The organism is Enterococcus sp. PLH-Efm8 (assembly GCF_053011625.1).
Genome location: NZ_CP172568.1, coordinates 2441624 through 2462500, shown reverse-complemented (window position 1 = coordinate 2462500; position 20877 = coordinate 2441624). Strand labels below are relative to the sequence as shown.

21 protein-coding genes (1 of these 21 running past the window's edge) are annotated in these 20877 nt (G+C 37.7%); 16 read left to right on the top strand and 5 right to left on the bottom strand.

Annotated features, from left to right (window positions below; genetic code table 11):
• The 3 genes in view from ACIFUW_RS12155 to ACIFUW_RS12145 are tightly spaced (each overlapping or abutting the next) and all read left to right on the top strand, a layout consistent with a single transcriptional unit that may run on beyond the window.
• Window positions 1-1216 carry the 3' portion of a metallophosphoesterase family protein gene (locus ACIFUW_RS12155; RefSeq protein WP_002286214.1) on the top strand. Its footprint begins 5 nt before the window's first position, so the window shows 1216 of its 1221 coding nt (coding positions 6-1221); its start codon lies off the left edge, out of view; the stop codon is at window positions 1214-1216.
• Entirely contained in the window at window positions 1213-3933 is a 2721-nt protein-coding gene (locus tag ACIFUW_RS12150; RefSeq protein ID WP_002286213.1) for an ATP-binding protein, read from the top strand. The genes ACIFUW_RS12155 and ACIFUW_RS12150 overlap by 4 nt, the downstream gene beginning before the upstream one ends.
• On the top strand, window positions 3917-4861 hold the full coding sequence (locus ACIFUW_RS12145) for a 3'-5' exoribonuclease YhaM family protein (RefSeq protein WP_002286211.1): 945 nt from the start codon (window positions 3917-3919) through the stop codon (window positions 4859-4861). Before ACIFUW_RS12150 ends, ACIFUW_RS12145 begins: the two co-directional genes overlap by 17 nt.
• Window positions 4862-4929: 68 nt before the next feature.
• Here ACIFUW_RS12145 and ACIFUW_RS12140 read toward each other — a convergent pair whose 3' ends face one another.
• From ACIFUW_RS12140 to ACIFUW_RS12130, 3 genes are all read right to left on the bottom strand, one after another.
• Window positions 4930-5940, bottom strand: coding sequence for a peptidylprolyl isomerase (locus tag ACIFUW_RS12140; RefSeq protein ID WP_002286208.1), 1011 nt, complete (start codon window positions 5938-5940; stop codon window positions 4930-4932).
• A 179-nt stretch (window positions 5941-6119) separates the two neighbouring features.
• Window positions 6120-6464 (bottom strand): YtxH domain-containing protein, encoded by a 345-nt coding sequence (locus tag ACIFUW_RS12135; protein WP_002286203.1) that lies wholly within the window; start codon window positions 6462-6464, stop codon window positions 6120-6122.
• Window positions 6457-6891, bottom strand: a complete 435-nt coding sequence (locus ACIFUW_RS12130; protein ID WP_002286201.1) for an HIT family protein — start codon at window positions 6889-6891, stop codon at window positions 6457-6459. The genes ACIFUW_RS12135 and ACIFUW_RS12130 overlap by 8 nt, the downstream gene beginning before the upstream one ends.
• 137 nt (window positions 6892-7028) lie before the next feature.
• Between ACIFUW_RS12130 and ACIFUW_RS12125 the strand changes: the two genes are divergently transcribed.
• The 4 genes from ACIFUW_RS12125 to trmB all read left to right on the top strand — a co-directional run bounded on the left by ACIFUW_RS12125 (window position 7029) and on the right by trmB (window position 10688).
• A complete protein-coding gene (locus tag ACIFUW_RS12125) occupies window positions 7029-7766 on the top strand; it encodes an ABC transporter ATP-binding protein (RefSeq protein WP_002286199.1) in 738 nt (245 codons plus the stop codon).
• Window positions 7759-8970, top strand: coding sequence for an ABC transporter permease (locus ACIFUW_RS12120; protein WP_002286197.1), 1212 nt, complete (start codon window positions 7759-7761; stop codon window positions 8968-8970). Before ACIFUW_RS12125 ends, ACIFUW_RS12120 begins: the two co-directional genes overlap by 8 nt.
• A 203-nt stretch (window positions 8971-9173) precedes the next feature.
• On the top strand, window positions 9174-9956 hold the full coding sequence (locus ACIFUW_RS12115) for a phosphotransferase family protein (protein ID WP_002286194.1): 783 nt from the start codon (window positions 9174-9176) through the stop codon (window positions 9954-9956).
• Window positions 9957-10025: 69 nt separating this feature from the next.
• Complete coding sequence (gene trmB / locus ACIFUW_RS12110; RefSeq protein ID WP_002286189.1) at window positions 10026-10688, top strand: tRNA (guanosine(46)-N7)-methyltransferase TrmB; 663 nt, start codon at window positions 10026-10028, stop codon at window positions 10686-10688.
• 97 nt (window positions 10689-10785) lie between these two features.
• Here trmB and ade read toward each other — a convergent pair whose 3' ends face one another.
• Complete coding sequence (gene ade, locus ACIFUW_RS12105; protein WP_002286185.1) at window positions 10786-12540, bottom strand: adenine deaminase; 1755 nt, start codon at window positions 12538-12540, stop codon at window positions 10786-10788.
• Window positions 12541-12671: 131 nt separating this feature from the next.
• On the opposite strand from ade, the gene comGA reads away from it, so the two are divergent.
• The 9 genes from comGA to ACIFUW_RS12060 all read left to right on the top strand — a co-directional run bounded on the left by comGA (window position 12672) and on the right by ACIFUW_RS12060 (window position 18753).
• On the top strand, window positions 12672-13601 hold the full coding sequence (gene comGA, locus ACIFUW_RS12100) for a competence type IV pilus ATPase ComGA (RefSeq protein ID WP_002293666.1): 930 nt from the start codon (window positions 12672-12674) through the stop codon (window positions 13599-13601).
• Window positions 13558-14607, top strand: coding sequence for a competence type IV pilus assembly protein ComGB (gene comGB, locus ACIFUW_RS12095; RefSeq protein WP_002286180.1), 1050 nt, complete (start codon window positions 13558-13560; stop codon window positions 14605-14607). The genes comGA and comGB overlap by 44 nt, the downstream gene beginning before the upstream one ends.
• A complete protein-coding gene (gene comGC / locus ACIFUW_RS12090) occupies window positions 14604-14882 on the top strand; it encodes a competence type IV pilus major pilin ComGC (protein WP_002286179.1) in 279 nt (92 codons plus the stop codon). The genes comGB and comGC overlap by 4 nt, the downstream gene beginning before the upstream one ends.
• Window positions 14857-15327, top strand: a complete 471-nt coding sequence (gene comGD, locus ACIFUW_RS12085; protein WP_002317395.1) for a competence type IV pilus minor pilin ComGD — start codon at window positions 14857-14859, stop codon at window positions 15325-15327. The genes comGC and comGD overlap by 26 nt, the downstream gene beginning before the upstream one ends.
• A complete protein-coding gene (locus ACIFUW_RS12080) occupies window positions 15299-15646 on the top strand; it encodes a hypothetical protein (protein ID WP_002286177.1) in 348 nt (115 codons plus the stop codon). The genes comGD and ACIFUW_RS12080 overlap by 29 nt, the downstream gene beginning before the upstream one ends.
• A complete protein-coding gene (gene comGF, locus ACIFUW_RS12075) occupies window positions 15609-16034 on the top strand; it encodes a competence type IV pilus minor pilin ComGF (protein ID WP_002325315.1) in 426 nt (141 codons plus the stop codon). The genes ACIFUW_RS12080 and comGF overlap by 38 nt, the downstream gene beginning before the upstream one ends.
• Window positions 16006-16365 (top strand): competence type IV pilus minor pilin ComGG, encoded by a 360-nt coding sequence (comGG, locus tag ACIFUW_RS12070; protein ID WP_002293655.1) that lies wholly within the window; start codon window positions 16006-16008, stop codon window positions 16363-16365. Before comGF ends, comGG begins: the two co-directional genes overlap by 29 nt.
• A 171-nt stretch (window positions 16366-16536) precedes the next feature.
• On the top strand, window positions 16537-17544 hold the full coding sequence (locus tag ACIFUW_RS12065; RefSeq protein ID WP_002286175.1) for a class I SAM-dependent methyltransferase: 1008 nt from the start codon (window positions 16537-16539) through the stop codon (window positions 17542-17544).
• Window positions 17545-17568: 24 nt separating this feature from the next.
• Window positions 17569-18753: an acetate/propionate family kinase gene (locus ACIFUW_RS12060; protein WP_002286171.1), complete on the top strand. Its 1185-nt coding sequence runs from the start codon at window positions 17569-17571 to the stop codon at window positions 18751-18753.
• 436 nt (window positions 18754-19189) lie between these two features.
• Here ACIFUW_RS12060 and abc-f read toward each other — a convergent pair whose 3' ends face one another.
• A complete protein-coding gene (gene abc-f / locus ACIFUW_RS12055) occupies window positions 19190-20773 on the bottom strand; it encodes a ribosomal protection-like ABC-F family protein (RefSeq protein ID WP_002286153.1) in 1584 nt (527 codons plus the stop codon).
• Window positions 20774-20877: the final 104 nt, after the last annotated feature.

The following is a 20877-nucleotide window of genomic DNA, read 5'->3' as shown; positions in this document are numbered from 1 at the left end:
GAAATTTATCCATGCGGCAGATTTACATATGGATCGGTCATTTGAAGGACTGACAACTCTTGATAAAACTGTACAGGAAAAACTATTGAAGACGAATCTGACCGTTTTATCAAATATCATTGAACAGGCAATAATAAATAACGTTGATTTTGTTTTACTTGCAGGAGATAATTTTCATCAAAATCGTCCTTCATTAAAAATACAGAAACATTTTTCAGAACAGATGAAACGGTTAGAAAAGAACCATATACCTGTATTTATAATATTCGGAAATCATGATTTCTATCAAAAAGAGCGGTATTGGTTCTCCTTTCCTAAAAATGTCCATTTATTTACATCCGAAACGGTAGAGACAAAAAAAATAACGATAAAAAGTGGAGAAACTGTCTCTCTCAGTGGATTTAGTTATCGTCAACCGTGGATTCAAAAAGACAAAGTGATGGAATTTCCTTCTAGAGAACTCACAGATTACCATATTGGGTTGTACCACGGGGAACCTGGCGTCTCTCAAAAAGGAAACTATGCTCCTTTCCAACCCTCAAAGATGCAAGAAAAGGGATACGATTATTGGGCTTTAGGGCATATCCATGTGCCAACGGTCTTAAATGAAAAGCAAACAATTGTTTATCCAGGTGCGCCTCAAGGTCATACTAAAAAGGAACAAGCTTCTACATCTATTCTACTAGTTGAATTAAGTAAAGGAAGTTGCCAAATACATCCGATTAAAGTAGCAGAGGTCTATTGGAAGACAAAGGAAATATCATTGAGGAAAGCAAGAACGACAAAAGAGGTCATTGTTCACATTCGTCAGCAGCTTTCAAAAGTAGAGGATGGATTTAGTTTAATTGAGATAAAATTAAAAGATTATGACCATCTCAATACAGATGTTTTGGAACGGATACAATCAGGAGAGCTATTAGACTATTTGTTAGAGGAATTCTCAGATAGGATAAATGATTTCTTTATTTGGCGTATTTCTCTCATAGAGAATACTTTTTATACGAAGACCCCACTTGCTGCTTCTGCTAAATTGATGGAACAGTTATTTCAATACTATCAGACACCTCAAGATTTCCAACAAATTTTAAATGAAGTATATAGTCATCAAGAAGCGGCTAGAATATTGAGCGAACTGCCGGAATATCAAGAAGAAACACTTGAAAAAGCCAAGCAGCTGCTTAATCAAGATTTTTTATTTGAGGAGGATCAGGAATGAAGATTTTAAGGATCGAGATTGCTGCTTTTGGAAAATGGCGTCAAAAAAGTTTTGACTTTTATTCAGGCAATCAGCTGATCTATGGGGGAAACGAAGCAGGAAAATCAACGATTTATCAATTTATTCAAGCAATATTATTTGGTTTCCCTTCAAAAGGCCGTAAAAAAAAGGATTATACACCAAAAGACGGCTCAGCCTATGGCGGCAAAATATGGCTTAAACATCCTGTATATGGTGAATTTGCTGTCGAGCGCTACAAGCAGCAAAATCGCGGAAAATCGAAGGTGTGGCTGGGGGATCAAGTGGGAAGTGATGAGTTACTAGAAAAACTGATCGCACCTTTGACGAAAGAGTTATTCCAGCAGGTATTTACTTTCCAGCAAGAGCAGTTGATGGAACTAGATCATTTGAGAGAAAAAGAGCTACATGATGCGCTGATTTCTTTAGGCATCACGGGCAGTTCTCAAGTATTCCAAAAGCGGCAAGAATATTATCAGAAAGCACAACAATTATTCAAGAAAAAAGGCCAAAAATTACTAATCAATCAAAAATTAAATGAATGGAAAGAGCTGCAAGAAAAAATTCATCAAAAACAAGAACAGGAAGCTTATTTTGGCAAGTTGATCCAACAAGAACAGGAATACGAGTCGCAACAGCAGCAGTTATTGGCACAATTAAAAGAGGCGAACAAACAATTTTCATTAGCCAGACAGCAAGAACTTAATTTTTCTTTATATGAAGAATGGCAATCTCTCAAAAAAAACAGCACTACAGGTCTTCCTGATGAGCAACTTCTTTTAGATCTGGAGTCTTTCTCCAAACGGTATCAGCAAACAAATGAGCGTTTGGAAGAATTAGAAGCAACACTGGAAAAGCATAGCGGGATGGATCAGCAGTCAGCCAGATATTATTTTTATTTAGAGCAGGAGCAGGAACTAAAAGATCTCCAGCAACTTCAATTTACAGCGGAACAATTAAACGAAGAATGGCAAAGATTACAAATTGAGACTAGAGAAACAAATTCAGAATTGAAGATTTTGGAACAAAGGTGGCATTGGCAGAAAAATCCGTTACCGGAAGAATTTTTATATGAAGAAGAATGGAAGCATCTTCTGGCTGAAGAAAGAAGGATTGCTGATCTAGAAAGCCAGATTTCTGTGCGTCTCCAAATAGCTAAAGAACAGCAAGAGATGATTGAAGCAGAAGTGAATGACTTGGAAGAGACCTATCCAGCATTATTACAAAATCAGTCAGAGATAGCACCAGTCTCTTCATCTAAACCGTATATGCTGATGGCTGGCGGAGCAATAATCATTGCAGGTATATTTGTACCAATGCCCTTGAAAGTGATCCTTTTACTAATTGGTGCAGGCATGATTGGCTATTTCTTCTACAAAAGGCAACCAAAAATTAAAACTAAAAATGATTTCTCTGAGATAAAAGGAATGTGGCAAGAAAAACTAGGACAACTTGATCTAGCCTTAGCTCAATTAGCTGAAGCAGAAGAAAAACAAAAGAGAACTGGAGAAGAAAAACAGATTCTTCAGCAAGAAGTATATCGTTTTGCGGATCATCGGCACTTAGGAAAGATGGATACGCTCAAACTCATGAAAGAATATGGACAGGAAGTCATAGATTATCAGAAATTATATGGCGTATTTGAGCGGAAACATAAAAGAGAACAGGAAATACAAGAAAAACTACGACAAATCGACCAAAAATTTGAGTTTGTTAAAGAATGGTTACCGATACAAGATAAGACAATTTCAGAAAAAATGGTATTGCTTTCCCGTTTTATACAAGAGATGGAACAGATGAAATTTGCCAGAAGCTATCAGCAAAATACTTTATTGAAGCAAGAAATCAATCAATTGAAAAAGAAACAAAAAGTATGGATACAAGAATACAGCGAACAATTGACTCAAGCAGGCTTATCTTATCCTTCGGAAGTACCTGTCTTTTTACAAAAAGCCAAACAAGCCGAACAGCAGATGAAAAGATACAATGAATTATCGGAAATGCTTACTCCACTATTTCCTGAAGAGCTGACAAAAGAGAAATTATCTGTAAGACTGCGCCAACTGAAAGAAAAGCAATCCCAACTCCAGCAAGAAGAAAAAGAAGCAAGTGAAAATCGGCAACGACTCCAACTTCAAGTAGAAGAGTTGCAAAGAGACGGCACATTGGACGAACTTTATCAACAAGCTAGCCGGCAAAAAGCAAAATTACAGGAATTACTGGAGGAATGGGGAGCACTTGAAATCGCCGGGACATTCTTAGGTGATCTTTCAACAGAGATGAGTGAAAGACAATTACCCCAGTTGTTAAGAGCAGCAGGTGATTATTTAGGTATTTTAACAAAAGGAAATTATCAGAAGATATTACTGAAAAATGATACACTGACTTTAACAGACGGATATACAGAATTTCCCATCTATGAGTTATCTACAGGTACGAAAGATCAGCTGATTATGGCGATGAGATTTGCTTACCTCTCATTAGAAGCTAACCGTTCGATATGCCCGATCATCATTGATGATGGCTGGCTTCATTATGATCATCAGCGAAAGTATCAATTAGCTGAACTTTTAGCTAAATTTGGAGAAAAGTATCAAATAATTTGTTTTTCTTCTGATAAAGAAATGGTAAGCTATTACCATGAGATGAACCAAATCGTAAAACAATTAGAAGGAGCAAATAATGAAAAAAATTCGTGATTTAGTAATCGATGAGCAGTTTGAACAATTTGTCCTGATCAAAAGTGCAGATGTAAGAATCGCTAAAAACGGAAAAAAATTTATTGCTTTTACTTTCCAAGATACTTCAGGTACTATCGATGGTAAATACTGGGATGCTTCGGAGGAGGAAATCAATAAATTTACAGCCGGCACAGTCGTTTTTCTAAACGGTAAAAGAGAGGTTTATCAAGGAAACCCTCAAGTAAAGATTCTTCATATGCGCTTAACAAGGGTAGATGAGCCAGGAGAGCCTAGTTTATACATGGAAAGAGCCCCTTTGAAGAAAGAAGAAATGGAAGAAGAAATCAATCAATTGTTGTTTGAGATCACCAATGCGCATTGGAATCGTATTGTTCGCTATCTACTTAATAAATATCAAAAACAATTTTTTGAGTTTCCGGCAGCAAAAAGAAACCATCATGCATTTGCCAGTGGATTAGCTTATCATACTTTGACAATGCTTCACTTAGGGAAATCAATCGCCGATGAATATCCTGAGCTGAATCGAGCATTGTTGTATGCTGGTATCATTTTGCATGATTTAGGAAAGGTGATTGAACTTTCCGGTCCTATGTCGACAGAATATACGCTTGCAGGAAATTTGATCGGTCATCTGGTATTGATTGACGAAGAAATAACTAAAGCCTGTCTTGCGTTGAAAATCAGCGAAGCTGACGAAGATGTTCTTGTATTACGTCATATGGTTTTAGCACACCATGGCTTATTAGAATATGGCTCACCTGTACGTCCAAGAATAATGGAAGCAGAAATATTACATCAAATCGACAATATCGATGCTTCGATGCAGATGATGTTGACTTCGATTCGTCAAACAGAACCAGGAAAATACACCGATCGGATTTTCGGTATGGACAACCGAAGTTTCTATGTACCAAAAGATTTATAGCAAAAATTTATTTTTTTCATTCAAAACAAAAAAAGCGAGACATAAGTCTTCGCTTTTTTTGTTTTCTTTTATTTTGATGAATCAGTTGTTTCTTCAGTTGAAGATTCTTTTGTTGAATCAGTTGATTTTGTGTCAGAACTCTTTGTTGAAGCTGTAGTTTCACTTGAGTCTTTCGTACTTGATGAAGTTGTTGTGAATGCACTCAACACATTTTCAAAGGCATCATCTTTGATTTTTACATTTGCATCTTTTAATTCTTCACCGATTACTTTAGTTGTGAATGCATTGTCACTTAGTTTAGTTTCAGTAGCGATATCTTTTAGTTGATCTTTGTATTTATCCATGTCATTGCCTTTATTTTGGTTTTTCACCATTTTGACAACGTAGTATTCTGTCGCATAAGAAGTAGGATTTGTTGTAGTAATAACATCGGAGATCTCACCGTCTTTCAATTTGAAAGCTGCTTCTTTTACTTCTGCAGGAATAGTTGTTGTCGTTGAGTCGAATTTAACTTTACCGCCATCTTCTTTTGTCTCTGTATCAGTTGATTTGTCTTTGGCTAATTTAGAGAAATCATCTCCATCATCCGCTGATTTTTTCACATCTTTTGCTTCATCTTCACTTGATAATTTGATGATTTGTGCTTCTACTTCTGGATGGAAAGATTTCCAAGCAGTTTTCAAATCGTCATCTGTAATATCTACGTGAGCTTTCAAGCCAGCTTCAAAAGCTAAATTGTTACGAATATATTCTTTATAAGTATCTTTCGTATATCCAGCAGCTTCTAATTGTGATTCAAAAGTATCACCTAATGATTTCGCTTGTTTGTCGTATTCTGCATCCACTTGCTTATCGGTTACTTTATCGCCATATTTGTTATTGAATACTTTATAAATGATCATCCGTTGTACTAAGGATTGGTTCGATGATTCAAGTTTTGCTTCATCATAGAAATCAGATACAGTGATCGTTCCGCCTTTCATCGTTGCGATATCTTTATTAGTATCGCCTGAACAAGCTGCTAGAGTTAAAACAGCCAACGCACTAGTAGCTGCCAAAATAATTGATTTTTTTTTCATTAAAATTTGCACTCCTGTAATTAGTTATTATTTTTATATATTAACTATACCATATCCCATTTCCTTTAAAAACGTTGTCGTGGTAGTTTCAAACAAAATTCAAAATTTCATCACATTCCTAGGAAATACGCAAACTTTTCTCACTTATATAGTTAAATCTGTTGAGAAAATAATCATTATTATATTTGTTCAGGATACTCTGGCAGATCAGCTTTTAGTTTTTCTACTTGTTCATTGATTTGTGTGATACGTGGTTCGGCTTGGAATTTAAAATCTTCGATATCTTTTTTGATTGCTTCTTGGAAAGCAGGAATCACAGATTCAGCTGTTTCTTTTGTTTCGATCAATGCGCTTTTAAAATGATTCAGGCTGTTATTTAAATCATTTGTCAGAGTTGTTGCTTCTTCCAATTCTTCGATCAGTTTCTTTCTTGTTTCATTCCCGCTCCTGGGCGCCAATAACAGACCTCCGACAGTGCCAGCAGCAGCTCCAAATAACAGTCCTTTGAAAAAGTTTTTAATCATCGCAGGACACCTGCTTTACGATTGTTTCTTGAATAGCTTTTAGTTCTTCCGATCCATAACTATCTTGATGATTGACAAAGTGAATAGAAAAATCATCCTCTTTGCTGTAGCGAGGGACTAAATGGATATGTGAATGAAAAACAGATTGATAGGCTAGTTCACGGTTGTTATTCAAGATATTAAGACCTTTCATTTCTGGAAAAGCTTTTTCCAATGCTTGAGCAATCTTAGGCACACGCGAAAAAACCTCTCCTGCAAGTTCGGGATCATATTCAAAAATATCTGCTACATGACGTTTAGGCACAACTAATGTGTGTCCTTTCGTTGCTTGAGAGATGTCTAAAAAAGCATAGACCTTGTCGTCTTCATATATTTTATAGCTTGGGATTTCTTGATTGATGATTTTGCAAAAAATACAGTTTTCCATATAAAACATCCTTTCTATAAAGAATAAATACTTCAGCTTAACTTTACCATAAGTTAAAGCTATTGTAAGGAAAAAAACAAAATACCGTCATTTTCTTCGTGGTATAATAAATAAAAATAAATGGCGGAGGAAAAAGAATGAGTTTAATTATCGATCATGTCACAGGGGGGTACGGACATCTCCCTGTGTTAAAAGATATCAGTTTCGATGTACAGCCTGGAGAGATAGTAGGGTTGATTGGACTGAACGGAGCAGGGAAAAGTACGACCATCAAGCACATTATCGGTCTGCTGGAAGCTTCAAAAGGAACGATAGAAATCAATCATCTATCCTTAAAGAAAAATACGGAAGAATATCGCAAACAAATTGGGTATATTCCAGAGACTCCTTCTTTATATGAAGAATTGACATTGAGAGAACATATCGAAGTCACTGCGATGGCCTACGATATACCTATGGATATAGCAATGAAAAGAGCAGAAAAGTTGTTGGAGACTTTTCGGTTATCTAATCGTCTTGACTGGTTCCCAGCTAATTTTTCAAAGGGAATGAAACAGAAAGTGATGATCTTATGCGCCTTTTTGATCGAGCCTTCTTTATATATCATCGACGAACCATTTTTAGGCTTGGATCCACTAGCTATCAATGCATTGCTTGAATTGATGGTAGAAATGAAAAAAGAAGGAGCCGGTATTTTGATGTCTACGCATATTTTAGCTACTGCAGAAAAATATTGTGATCGTTTTGTGGTCTTACATAACGGAGAGATACGAGCAGACGGTTCTCTTGAGATGTTGAGAAAAGAATTTCAGCTGCCGGATTCTTCTTTGGACGAAATCTATATTGCTTTAACAAAGGAGCAGGCACATGAGTAGTTTTTTTCAAAAACGTTTAGCAAGACATCAAAAGAAAATGATGAAATATATGCGTTATGTATTGAACGATCATTTTGTTTTAGTTTGTCTTTTCTTGATTGGCGGTGTGGGATTATATTATTCTAATTGGTTGAAAACCCTGCAGCCACCGTTTGCAATTGGAGGGCTCATAATCTCTGTATTTTGGATGCTCTGTTTATTCGTGGGTAAGATGGCTACTTTTGCAGAGGCAGCAGATATTGTTTTTTTACTTCCTAAAGAAAAAGAAATGCAAACCTATTTGGAACGAGCTTTTCGCTATTCTTGCATTTTTCCGTTGATCTTTTTGATATTGGCATGCGGATTGGCCATGCCATTAGTGGTGGTTAGTACGGAGCAATCCTTTTCGATGTTTTTCGTCTATCTGATCATATTATGGAGTTTGAAATTCAGTCATCTGCAAATCAAGAGAGCAGAATTGTTTCGACTAGATCAACAAGTTATTCGTTATTGGAAATTAGGCTGGTTTTTTTCTTCTCTGATCTTTTTGTTTCTATCATTTTATTGGCTAATATGGGCAGGAATAGCAGGTGCATTAGTACAGGCAAGTCTATATTACTGGTTTTTGTGGAAGCAACAAGAAAAAGGATTGGATTGGGAGAAAATGGTGCATGTAGAAGAACATAGGTTGCATCAGATCTATCAATTTATCAATTTATTCACAGATGTTCCTGAAATTACGGCAAAGATCAAAAGAAGACGCTATTTGGATCCTATATTGACTCATATTAAAAGAGAATCAAAAAACACTTATCTTTACTTGTTTGCAAGAAGATTGGCAAGAGGTTCTGATTTTAGTGGTCTTTATTTCCGATTAGTAATTATAGGTGGGTTATTGATTGCCGGAGTAGTCGACTTTTATTTTAGTCTGATTATCGGTTTCTTATTTTTATATTTGATCGGTTTCCAACTGTTACCTTTAGCGAACCAGTTCCGCTATATGGTTCTCGTTCAGCTTTATCCAATCCATAAGAATCAGAAGAAGCAGGCGATTCAGTATCTACTCACATGGGTATTAATTATCGCGTCGGTTATTTTTGGTTTGATTGCTGCAGTCGTATTAGATGGGCAGCAGCGATGGGTTCCGCTAGCGGCTTATTTGATTGTTACTATGCTCTTTGTTAAACTATATGTACCAACTCGTTTGAAGAAGATGTCAGACTGAAAACAAAGCTGTGTAGGGTAAAAATGAGAATGAAAAATAGAGCGTTGACAGTAAGAATGCTGTTCGTTCTATTTTTTTTGAGAAAAGCTGGTTTTTTGAATGGCAATTAAATGAAAAAGAACGTATATGTGCTTGACGTGTAGTGTTCAGGCGACTAGAATAATAAGTACTGCAAAACAAAGAGTAAGAGGACGGGAGAATGCATGATGGAGTTTCAGTTAGACCAAGAGTGGCGGTTACGTCCCATCAAAGGCGACACAGGAAAAACATACATAGGCATGCGTGATGAGGACAAAGTCTTTATTAAACGAAACACGACTCCGATGTTGGCTGCTCTTTCAAGGGAAGGAATTACACCAAAACTTGTTTGGACAAAACGAACGGGGAATGGCGATACTTTGACAGCACAAGAGTGGCTGGAAGGTCGCTTGCTGACTCCTAATGAGATTGGTCAAAGAAACGACGTGATTGATGTTTTGTACCATTTACATCATTCAAATTCTCTTAAAACCATGCTGACCCGTATCGGTGGTCGTGTCATGACGCCGGAGAAGATGCTGCAAAAATATGAAAAAGAATTACCGGAAGAACTCCAGAAAAATCAATTTCTGCAAATTGTCCATCGTTTTCTTCGTGAGCAGATCCCGTCAATAGATAAGGAAAACTTATCAGTAGTACACGGAGATGTAAACCATCGTAATTGGTTAGTATGTAAAAATTATTTATATCTAGTCGATTGGGATTCAATCATGTTTGCAGACCCTGCGGTGGATATTGCAACGATTTTAGGAAATTATGTGCCACTGTCTAGCTGGAATCAGTGGCTGATCAGTTATGGCATACGCCCGACTGACGAAATGCTTGAAAAATTTCATTGGTATGCGGCCATGAATTTGCTCCAAGAAATCACCAGATATTGCAAACGTGAAGATCATCGACGGATGAACGAAGAAATTTTACAATTAAAACGAATTTTCAGTGGCTGAGGTTTGGCCCAAACTCTGCGGAGATTTGGCCAGACCTTTTTAATTAGAGGAAAGGAATGGAGATAAATAATGCGTGTCCGAAATCGTCCGGGAGCAGCGGAAATGTTAGCGGCTCACCCGAATTTTGTAATTAGTGATCCAACATTGTGGAAGGGAAAATGGAATGAATTGTTTGAAAACGATCATCCAATCCACATTGAGATTGGTATGGGGAAAGGCCAGTTCATCACTGGAATGGCAAAAGCCCATCCTGAAATCAATTATATTGGAGTAGAAATGCAGGTCAGTGTTGTTTCGATTGCACTAGACAAGTTGATCGAACAACCGCTTCCTAACCTGAAACTTCTACATGTGGATGGATCAGCGTTGACAGAGTATTTCGCTGACAGCGAAGTAGATCAAATCTATCTGAATTTTTCCGATCCATGGCCAAAAAAACGTCATGAAAAACGGCGATTGACATATAAGACTTTTCTTGCTGTAGATGAACAGATTCTTCGTCCAAATGGAGAAATCCATTTCAAAACAGATAATCAAGGATTGTTTGAGTATTCTCTGGCAAGTTTTTCTCAATATGGCATGATCCTCAAACAGGTATGGTTAGATTTACATCAAAGTCAATTTGAAGGCAATATTATGACGGAGTATGAAGAAAAATTTTCTTCAAAAGGTCAACGTATTTATCGAGTAGAAGCTCAATTTCAAGATAAGACCAAAAAGAAAAGTCTGTGAAACTAACTTTCTGCTTTCATAAAAACATTAATATCCATAAATAAATCTCAGAAAATGAACATTACAGATGTAATGTATTTTCTGGGATTTATTTGATTTAAAATGTATTTATTTCATCGGTTTTTCCACAAGGTGGAATCAATTGGAAGCGAGAAAATGAAAATAATCCTTTGTCGGTGATCTTCAATTCGGGTATGACAGATAATGTTAAGAAAGAAAGTGTCAAAAAAGGATCAAAGGTTTTAGCTGCTCCTAGTTGATGTGCTTTAGTTATTAATTCATTCAACTGTTCATAGACGATCGAAAAAGGTTCCTGTGTCATGATTCCGCCTATAGGAAGAGAAACACAAGCTATTTCCTGCTGTTTGTTGACAACGGTCATCCCGCCACCTTTTTGAATCAAAAGATTAGCAGCATACAGCATATCCTCGTCGTTTGTCCCAACGACAACTAGATTATGCGAGTCATGGGCAATCGTTGTCGCTATCGCTCCTTGTTTCAGCTGAAATCCTTTCACTATGCCTAATCCAATGTTTCCCGTTTGATGGTGACGCTCGATCACCGCAATCTTTAATTGGTCTTTTTCGATTGAAGGAATGAATCGTTCGCCTTGTCGGTCCACTTTTTCTACCAAATCTTTAGTCACTAGACTATTCGGGATAATTTCGATCACATGGGCTTGTGAAGAAGAAAGAAGCAGCTCTAACGAATGTGGATTTAATGGTTGAGCGTTTAGTTTTGGCAGACAACACGTATATGAATTTGAATGATCAGCAAATAAATGGTCTTGGAGTTGCCCAGATTGAACAACTAATGTTCCCTTATAGAAAACTTCATGAATTGGCAGCTTGGTAAGATCGTCTGTTAAGAAGAAATCAGCTTGATACCCAGGGGCAATCGCACCTAGTGTTTTCAAATCAAAACATTCTGCTGCATTCAATGTTGCCATCTGAATGGCTTGTAATGGATCGATTCCAAGTGCAATAGCTTGACGGACGATATGATCGATTGATCCTTCTTTTACTAAATCATTGATCAGTTTATCATCGGTGACAAAGAAGCATCTTCTTGAATTTTCAGGTGTGATCGCCGGTAGTAGCGATGCCAGATCTTTTGCAACGGTCCCTTCTCGAACCATTAAATACATACCAAGATCCAAACGTTCTTTAGCTTCTTTTGCAGTTGTAGCTTCATGATCCGTCCGAATACCTGCTGCAGGATAAACATTTAACTCTTCCATGCCGATACCAGCTGCATGCCCGTCAATTTTTTTCTTATGCTGGTGCATCAATTGGATCTTTTCTAGGATGTCTGTTTCATTATTTGCTACTGCTTGATAGTTCATGACTTCAGCTAAGCCTAAAACTTCGGGTTTTTGTAAAAAAGGGGCTAATTTTTTTGCATTTAAATTTGCACCATTGGTCTCAAAAGGGGTTACAGGTACACAAGAAGGTAGCATAAAAAAGATATTCATGAGTGTTTGTCTTGCATCTTCTATCATAAACTCAAGACCTGTACTCCCAGCAATGTTTCCTATTTCATGGGGATCTGTCACTACAGTAGTAACTCCATGAAGCAAGGATACTTTTGAAAATTCGCTTGGTGATAAAAGTGAGCTTTCGATATGCACATGGCCATCGATGAATCCTGGCACTAGATATTGCCCATTAGCATTATGTACGCTTTTTCCTTCGTATTCACCGATTCCTACGATCATTCCTTCGCAGATTGCTACATCTTTTTCCATGATTTCTTTCGTAAAGACGTTGACGATCTTAGCATGCTTGATCACTAGGTCAGCAGGCTTTTTTTTACTTGCTACTTCGATATATTTCCTTAATGTTGTTTCCAATGGAGTGCCTCCCAAGATAAATTTTTATAAGTATAACATAAATTCGGCTTTTGCCAATATTTTTTTGTAAATTCATTTTATTTGAAACAAAAAGATCAAAAAGACGTATGTTTTTTGTGGAGGGGAGAATAATGGAAATAAAACGATTATCGGATCAAATGATAAGTGAAAGTTTTGCCAAACATGCCCAAGACGTATATATATTGCCAGCTTCAGAAGTATTTTACATCTATTTTCGCTATGGAAAAAAACGAACATTCTGGAAGAAAGTCTCTTCGGCAGATGGACAGCAACTGATCTCAAGATTTAAGTATTTGGGACAGATGGATATCGGAGAAAAAAGAAAAGCTCAGTTAGGTGCATTTACTTATTCTTTAGAAAAACAGGAAGTTCGTCTGCGGTTGTCTTCTGTAGGAGATTACCTTCAACGAGAGAGTTTAGTGATTCGGCTATTATACGGTACTTTTGAAACACCCCATCGTTGCTTTAGTTCTCGAGATTTTGCAACTATTTTACAGAAAACCGTCAGACGTGGATTATACCTTTTCAGCGGACCAGTCGGATCAGGCAAGACTTCTCTAATGTATCGGTTGGCTTTGGAAGAAAAATTGCAAGTGATTACTATCGAAGATCCTGTAGAGATAGAAGAACCGTTTTTTCTGCAGCTACAGATCAATCCGAAAATAGCACAGACTTATGATACACTTTTGAAACTCGCATTACGGCATCGTCCAGACTTGCTAATCATTGGCGAGATAAGAGATGAATCAACTGCACATGCTGCGGTAAGAGCAGCACTAACAGGGCACCGGGTTTTTGCAACCGTACATGCACGCAATCTTGAAGGTACATTGGTCAGAATCCATGAACTGACAAAGAAAAAAGAAGAGCTATCTGAATGTTTAGCTGGTGTCATTTATCAAGAACTTTTGGAAGATGCCAATCACCATCCTTCTGTTTTATGGAGTTATCAATTTATGGAGGAAGAATCAGTAAAAAAATCATGGGAGGAAAGTTATGAAGAAGCTCAGGAAAATATTTGGCAGTCAGAACTATTCTAAAGGATTAACAAGAAGCCAGCAAAACCAGTTTGCACAAACCATGGGAGAACTGCTTTTATCTGGTTTTAGTCTGCAAGAATCCCTTTATTTATTACTCACGATCCGTTCGTTTCCACCTGTTATTTTGGCAAATATCCAACATCAGCTAAAGGAAGGGCAAGCGTTTAGTGAGGTACTTTCGCAAATAGGATATGGAGCAGAGCAACTGGTACAGATCGAGTTAGCTGAACGTCATGGGAATCTGCCGACAACTTTGTTGGAAATTGCCAAACAGTTTCGGCTTGTTGAAGGATTTCGCAATGATTTGAAAAAGCTGCTTGCATATCCGATGCTATTGCTCACCTTTTTGCTAGGTATCTTGTTTAGTATGCGGTTGTTCGTTTTGCCTCAGCTTATTGGTTCAGGAATGGTCATGCAAGAGCATTGGGGTATTCAGCTGATACAAGTCTTTCATTGGTATGTTCTACTATTCATCCTAGCGGTTACTCTATTGGCTTTACTAGTAAGGTATCGTCTGATGAAGTTGTCTCCTGTTGATCAGAGTGAATGGATAAGCAGACAATTATTGATTGGACCGATATATTCCTTGTATCAATCGGCTTATTTGTCACTAGAGATTGGAAAGCTTTTTCATGAAGGTTTCGAATTAAGGCAAATCATAGTCTGCTTAAAGGAAACGAAACAAGAAAGTCTGATTCAGCATCTTGCCTCTAAGTTGATTCAAGGATTGGAGGCAGGTATGTCATTGGCTGAGCAGTTCCAGAATTATCGTTTTCTATCAGAAGAATTCAGTAAAATTGTTTTACAGGGAGAGGCAAAGGGAAGTTTAGGTAAAGAACTGATTTTTTACAGCGAATGGACAAGAAAACAGCTTTTCAAACGTCTTCATCACTGGATGCATTTTATTCAGCCAATCATTTTTTTGGGCGTAGCGGCTTTGATTTTATTAGTTTATGCCGCTGTTTTATTACCTGTTTACGGAAGCATAGAGGAGGTTTTGCCATGAAAAAGAGAAAAATATCTTATTATAGCGGTTTTACATTGATCGAAATGCTAATCGTCTTACTGATCATCAGTGTATTAGTGTTGTTGTTCGTCCCTAATTTGTCGCGTTATAGGAATCATGTAGACCAAGAAAGTCGTGAAGCGATCATCCAGTTGGTAGACACACAAAAAGAGCTCTATGCGCTTCAAAATAATGGAAGAGTTCCTACTGTGGAGGAATTGTTGAATGAAGGCTATATCAAACGAGAACATGCAGAAATCTATCAGCGGCCTTGAAGGTAAGGTTTTAGCATCAGGATATACGTTGTTTGAATCACTCTTACTGATTTTATTACTTACAACGATCCTTTCTTTTCCAGTTCTCGCATTTTCTGCATGGAAGAATGAATTGGCAGTCTATCAATTTTTCGGCCAATTTGAAAAACGAATCTATTCTACGCAAAAAATCGCTATTGTGAATCAGATCCAAACAGGCTTTTATTGGAATAGTGAAGAGAATCAAATCATTTTTCATGTTCCGAATCCAGATAAAATAAATTGGGAAGTATTAGATATTCCTGATGAGATTACCTTGAAACGCCATGCTTCTATTACTTTTGCTGCTAGAACCGGGAATGAAAGTTCACTAAAAGCTTATCAATTTTATTGGGAAGAAAAAGAGCGGACGATTACGTATCAATTCCAGATAGGGAGTGGTCGCTATACAAAAAGAATTGAATAAAACAGGATTTGTTTTGTTGGAGTCCCTTACAGCGCTTATGATCGCTTCTGTCTGTGTCTACTTAGTGAGCTTTGGCCAGCTGTTTTTGCTTCAGGCAGAAAAGAAAAGTGGGGAGGAACTGCTATTTATTCGAATGATTTATGAAGATATCAAGACGCAGCGGATGTATCACAAAAGACCAGAGCGAAGGGAAGAAATGATCCCATACGATATCCAAATTGTCGATAATAATGGAGTAATCGAAAAAGTGTTTGTCAATATGGAGAAAGAAGCGATCAGTATTGAAAAAACAAGTAATTCCAGCATTTACGCTGATTGAATGTCTAATTGGACTGATGATATTGAGCAGTCTATTGCTCACATTCAATCTTTTGATTCAGCAAACCATCCAAGTAAGTGAATTTTTGCAGCGTAAAGATCAAAAAGAGTGGCTAATATTTTTAGCACAATTAGAAGAAGAACTCAAGAGCAGTCACAATGTCTCTGTGAAAAATCAGCAACTGCACTACACGATCGAGGATAAACAGTATATCATCGAAAGATATCAGGCAATGATACGTAAAAGAAGAACTTCCGGCGGACATCAACCTATGTTAACAAGTATCACTGAGCTTCAATTATTGGAAAAAGAACACACAATTTCTTTTTATGTACACTTTGAAAATGGAGAAGATGGATATGCCATATGGACAAAAAACGATCAGTAGAAAATGTTATAAGGGCTCTATTTTATTTTCTGTCTTGCTTTTATTTCTTTTATGTACGTTTTTATTGATGGCAGCATTAGAAAGCTACCGTTTGTCAATGGATCTTAATATACGAATCAAAAATTATTATATAGCAAAAATAATGAAGCAGATGGCTTTATCGGAACAGTCTACGCTTGCCGAAAGTTCGGAAGGAGTTTTTTACTACACAACTGGATCTGTAACATATCAGTGGGTACAACAGTCCCTATTCTTAGAGGTGGAAGTCTCACCGTTTATCTTTCGGTTCACAGAAGAAGTAAAAAATGATACAGATACTAGTACAGAATGATGGAATGTTCGTGAAAACGCCCTCTTTTCTGTTATAACACTGTTTTTAATAAAAAAATGTTTGCCGTTTCACAAATAAAAAACAGTGAAAACGATTGAAATTTTGTCAATTGTTCGATAGAATTAAACAGGTGAAAAAATTGTTATAATATATCTAGAAATGAGGTGCACCATGTTACCAGAAAAAATGGAACAAGGGTTTAATCAAAACCTGGAAGCTATTCAGCTTTTACAGAATGCATTGGGAACTTCCTTTTTAGAAGCCTATGTCGAAAATGCAGAAAATTTAATAGATGATTATCAAGTACGTGTGGTGGATGGAGTGCCGACAAAAGAGACAACGCAACGGATCACAGCTCTTTATGAAGAGTTGAAGAAACTTTCTTTCGAGCCAGAAGAATGGCGCAGACTGTCTCAATTACTTTTATTGAAGGGCAGCCAGACAGAACATTTGCAGGCGAACCATCAACTCACTCCTGATAGTATCGGTTTTTTATTTGTTTTTCTTATTGAACAACTATACACAAATAAAAAAGCACCGGTTAAGATTCTGGATATTGCGGCAGGAATGGGCAACTTGTTATTAACAGTTCTTTTAAACCTATCGAATGCGGGGTACCAAACAGAAGGAATTGGTGTGGATATTGATGATACATTGTTGGCTGTCGCAGCTTCTACAAGTGATTTGACACAAGCAAATGTTCAATACTTTCATCAAGACGGGTTGCAGGAATTATTAATAGATCCTGTCGATTTTGCAATCAGCGATTTGCCAATCGGTTATTATCCGAATGACGAAAAAGCAAAAGAGTTTTTAACAAGTACCGAAGAAGGCCATAGTTATGCACATCATTTATTGCTAGAGCAATCAATGAAATATGTGAAGCCGGATGGTTTTGGTTTGTTTTTGATGCCGAGTGGATTTTTAGAAACGGATCAAAGTGAAGAAATCAAAAAATGGTTTAAAGAAGAAGGTTATCTTCAAGGAATGATTCAATTGCCAGATGAATTGTTCCGTAATAAACAATCGCAAAAAAGTATTTTGATCTTACAGAAAAAAGGACCACAAGCACAACAAGTAAAAGAAGTCTTGCTTGTGAAACTTGCTTCATTAAAAGAACCAGAGAAGGTGACGGAATTTTTCAACGAGTTTAAAAACTGGAAATCATCTGCTCTGTAATCATTCAACGAGAAGGAGAGTCATATGTCTAAAACAATTGCAATCAATGCTGGGAGTTCAAGTTTGAAATGGCAATTATATCAAATGCCAGAAGAAACCGTAGTTGCGAAAGGGATCGTCGAACGTATCGGTTTACAAGATTCTATTTTTACCATCAAGTACGGCGATAATCAAAAATTCGAACAAATCATGGATATCGAAAACCACGAAGTAGCAGTAAAAATGCTGTTAGATCAGTTGATTGAACTGCAAATTTTAAGCTCTTATGATGAAATCACCGGAGTAGGGCACCGTGTTGTTCACGGAGGAGAAACTTATGGGGATTCAGTAGTGATCGATGAGAAAGTAATGGACCGCATTGCTGAATTAGCAGAATTTGCTCCTTTGCATAATCCTGCAAACTTAATGGGGATCAAAGCGTTTAAAAAGATTTTACCTGACATTTTGAGTGTGGCTGTATTCGATACATCTTTCCACTCAACAATGCCAAAGCAAAATTATTTATATAGCTTACCGGTGTCTTATTATGAAGATTTCAAAGTAAGAAAATATGGCTTCCATGGCACAAGTCATCGTTATGTGTCGGAACGTGCGGCAAAATTATTGAACAAACCGATCGAAGAACTAAAAATCATCACTTGCCACTTAGGAAATGGTGTATCGATCACAGCAGTCGATGGAGGTAAATCCATGGATACTTCTATGGGATTCACACCATTAGCTGGGGTGACAATGGGTACACGTTCAGGTGATATCGATCCAGCTGTTCTCCCATATTTAATGGAAAAATTAGAGATTGATATTGATGAAATGATCAATGTTTTGAACAAGAAATCTGGTCTGCTAGGCCTAACAGGATTGTCTAGTGATATGCGTGATCTTGAAAAGAACTATGAAAAAGAACATATTCGTTTAGCTTATGACATTTTCGTGGACCGCATCCGAAAATACATCGGCGGTTATGTGACAACGATGAATGGTGTTGATGCAATTGTCTTTACTGCTGGTATCGGCGAGAATGACGGACATGTACGTAGTGAAATCATCAAAGGTATGTCTTGGTTTGGTTGTGAAATCGATCCAGCGTTGAATGAATTGCGTGGTGAAGAAGTAGATATCTCTACAAAAGAATCAAAAGTAAGAGTATTAGTGATCCCAACAGATGAGGAACTAATGATTGCCCGTGATGTGGAGCGTCTGCGCGGCTAAGCCAAAGCATTCGTTAGGATAAAAGATGAAACGCATGCAAGAGGGAATTCTTGCATGTGTTTTTTTTGCGGAGAAGACCGCAAAATGGTAATTTAACTTCAATTTCCCTTCTTTTTTACAGGATCTTCTTAGGGAATTTTGCTTGGAAAAGTGGTCAAAAGGGAAAAGACTGGCATTTTATTTATTGATTTTCAGGAAAATCCCAATATTTTATTTTCATTCATCTTTATAAGGGACATTACATATGTAAAAAGAAAAAACATTTTTAGATCAGCCTCGTGGGCTGTCGACTTTATTCTTCGCTTTATGTTTAGCTAGAAAACCGATCCGAAACATTCATTGATCGAATAATAAAAACTTGATTTTCCACCTGTACTTTGCCTGAATCGTGAAAGCACAGGTATGAAAATCAAGTTTTTTGTTGCGAAAAAACGTCCTAGTCAATCAGTTGGCCGAGCGGCTGGCGGCTGATCTGCTCCTGATCAATAACGAGTGCTTCTTGGAAGTGTTGCTGCAAAAAGTAGCGGTCATGGCTGACTGCTAGGAGCGTTCCTTGATAGTCTTGCAGCATTTCTTCAATTTCTTCTCGAGCATAGCTGTCGAGGTGATTGGTTGGTTCATCCAAAATCAGGACGTTGATTTTTTCTAAAAAGAGTTTCAGCAACGCCAAACGGATTTTTTCACCACCGGATAAATCTTTGATCCGTTTACCCACATCGCTTTGATAAAAGCCACTTTTGGCTAATTGCCGTCGAGCGACTTCTTCGTTTCCAGTCAATGTGATGGCGTAAGCCAGCAAACGGCTATCGGGATCGGCAAACTGCAGCTGCTGCGGCAAATAACCGATTTGCAAGCTACTACCTAATTTGATGGTGCCACCGTAAGGCTTTTCCTCACCGAGTAATAATTTGAGTAAGGTTGATTTTCCTGCACCATTGTCGCCGATGATGGCTAAATGATCTCCACGATAGACTGCAAAACTGCTGTCTTTGAATAGTACTTGATCAGCGTACTGCTGGTGCAAGTTTTGAATGATGAAAACTTCTTTGCCAGATTTTCCACCATTAGACAAGCTTTGCAGCCGATTTTTCGGGGGAGGTGGCGGTTTGACGAGTGTCAGTTTCGCCAGGCGGCGTTCCAGTTCTTTGGCTTTTTTGAAGAAGGACTCATTGTCTCCTTCATGTGCCCACTGACGAAAACGACGAATCATGACTTTCAACCGCTGGACTTCTTTTTGCTGCAGTTCGTAATTTTTTGTCAGCTCAGCCAAGCGAGCTTCTTTCAAGACTCGAAAACGGCTGTAGTTTCCGGGATACTCAATCAATGCACCTTCTTCCAGTTCCCATGTTTTTGTGGTGACTTGATCGAGAAATTGCCGATCATGAGAAACGACCAGAACCGATTTTTTTGTATTCTGTAAATAGTTTTCCAACCAGCGAATACTGTTAAGATCTAAATGATTGGTCGGTTCATCGAGTAAAAGTAAATCGGCATCGGCTGCTAAAATTTTGGCTAAAGCGACTTTAACTCGTTCGCCTCCGCTAAGTTCTGTTAACCGTGCTTCCTGACGGTGTGGAATCCCTAAGCCTTGCAAGATCGCTGCAATCCGGTCTTCTAATACGTAACCGCCTAGTTCTTCAAAGCGATGCTGCAGCTCACCGTAACGGGCCAGACACTTCTCTAAGTTTGTATCTGGTTCTGTCATCAATGCTTCGTAGCGACTCATTTGCTGTTTGAGGTCCTGTATCTCAGCGGCAGAATGGAGCAAGTAGTGGTTGACGGTCGCTTCGGAAACTGTAAGTTCTTGTTCGACCGTCCCGATCTTTAAGCCTTTTTTGCGACTGATAACACCGCTGTCGACACCTTCTCTGCCGGTCAAGATTTGTAAAAAGGTTGATTTGCCAGTTCCGTTGATACCGACTAAGGCAATTTTTTCACCAGCTTCAATTTGACAGGATAAATCCTCAAATAATGGATTCCCGCCGATTGTTTTTTTAATAGAAATTGCTTGTATGATCATGATCTCTCTCCTTGAGACCACTCAAAAAGGCCATGGTTATCCCTGGCCTGTGTTATTTAAACTCAGATTATCATGAGAAAAATACCTTGAGATGGCCATTGATT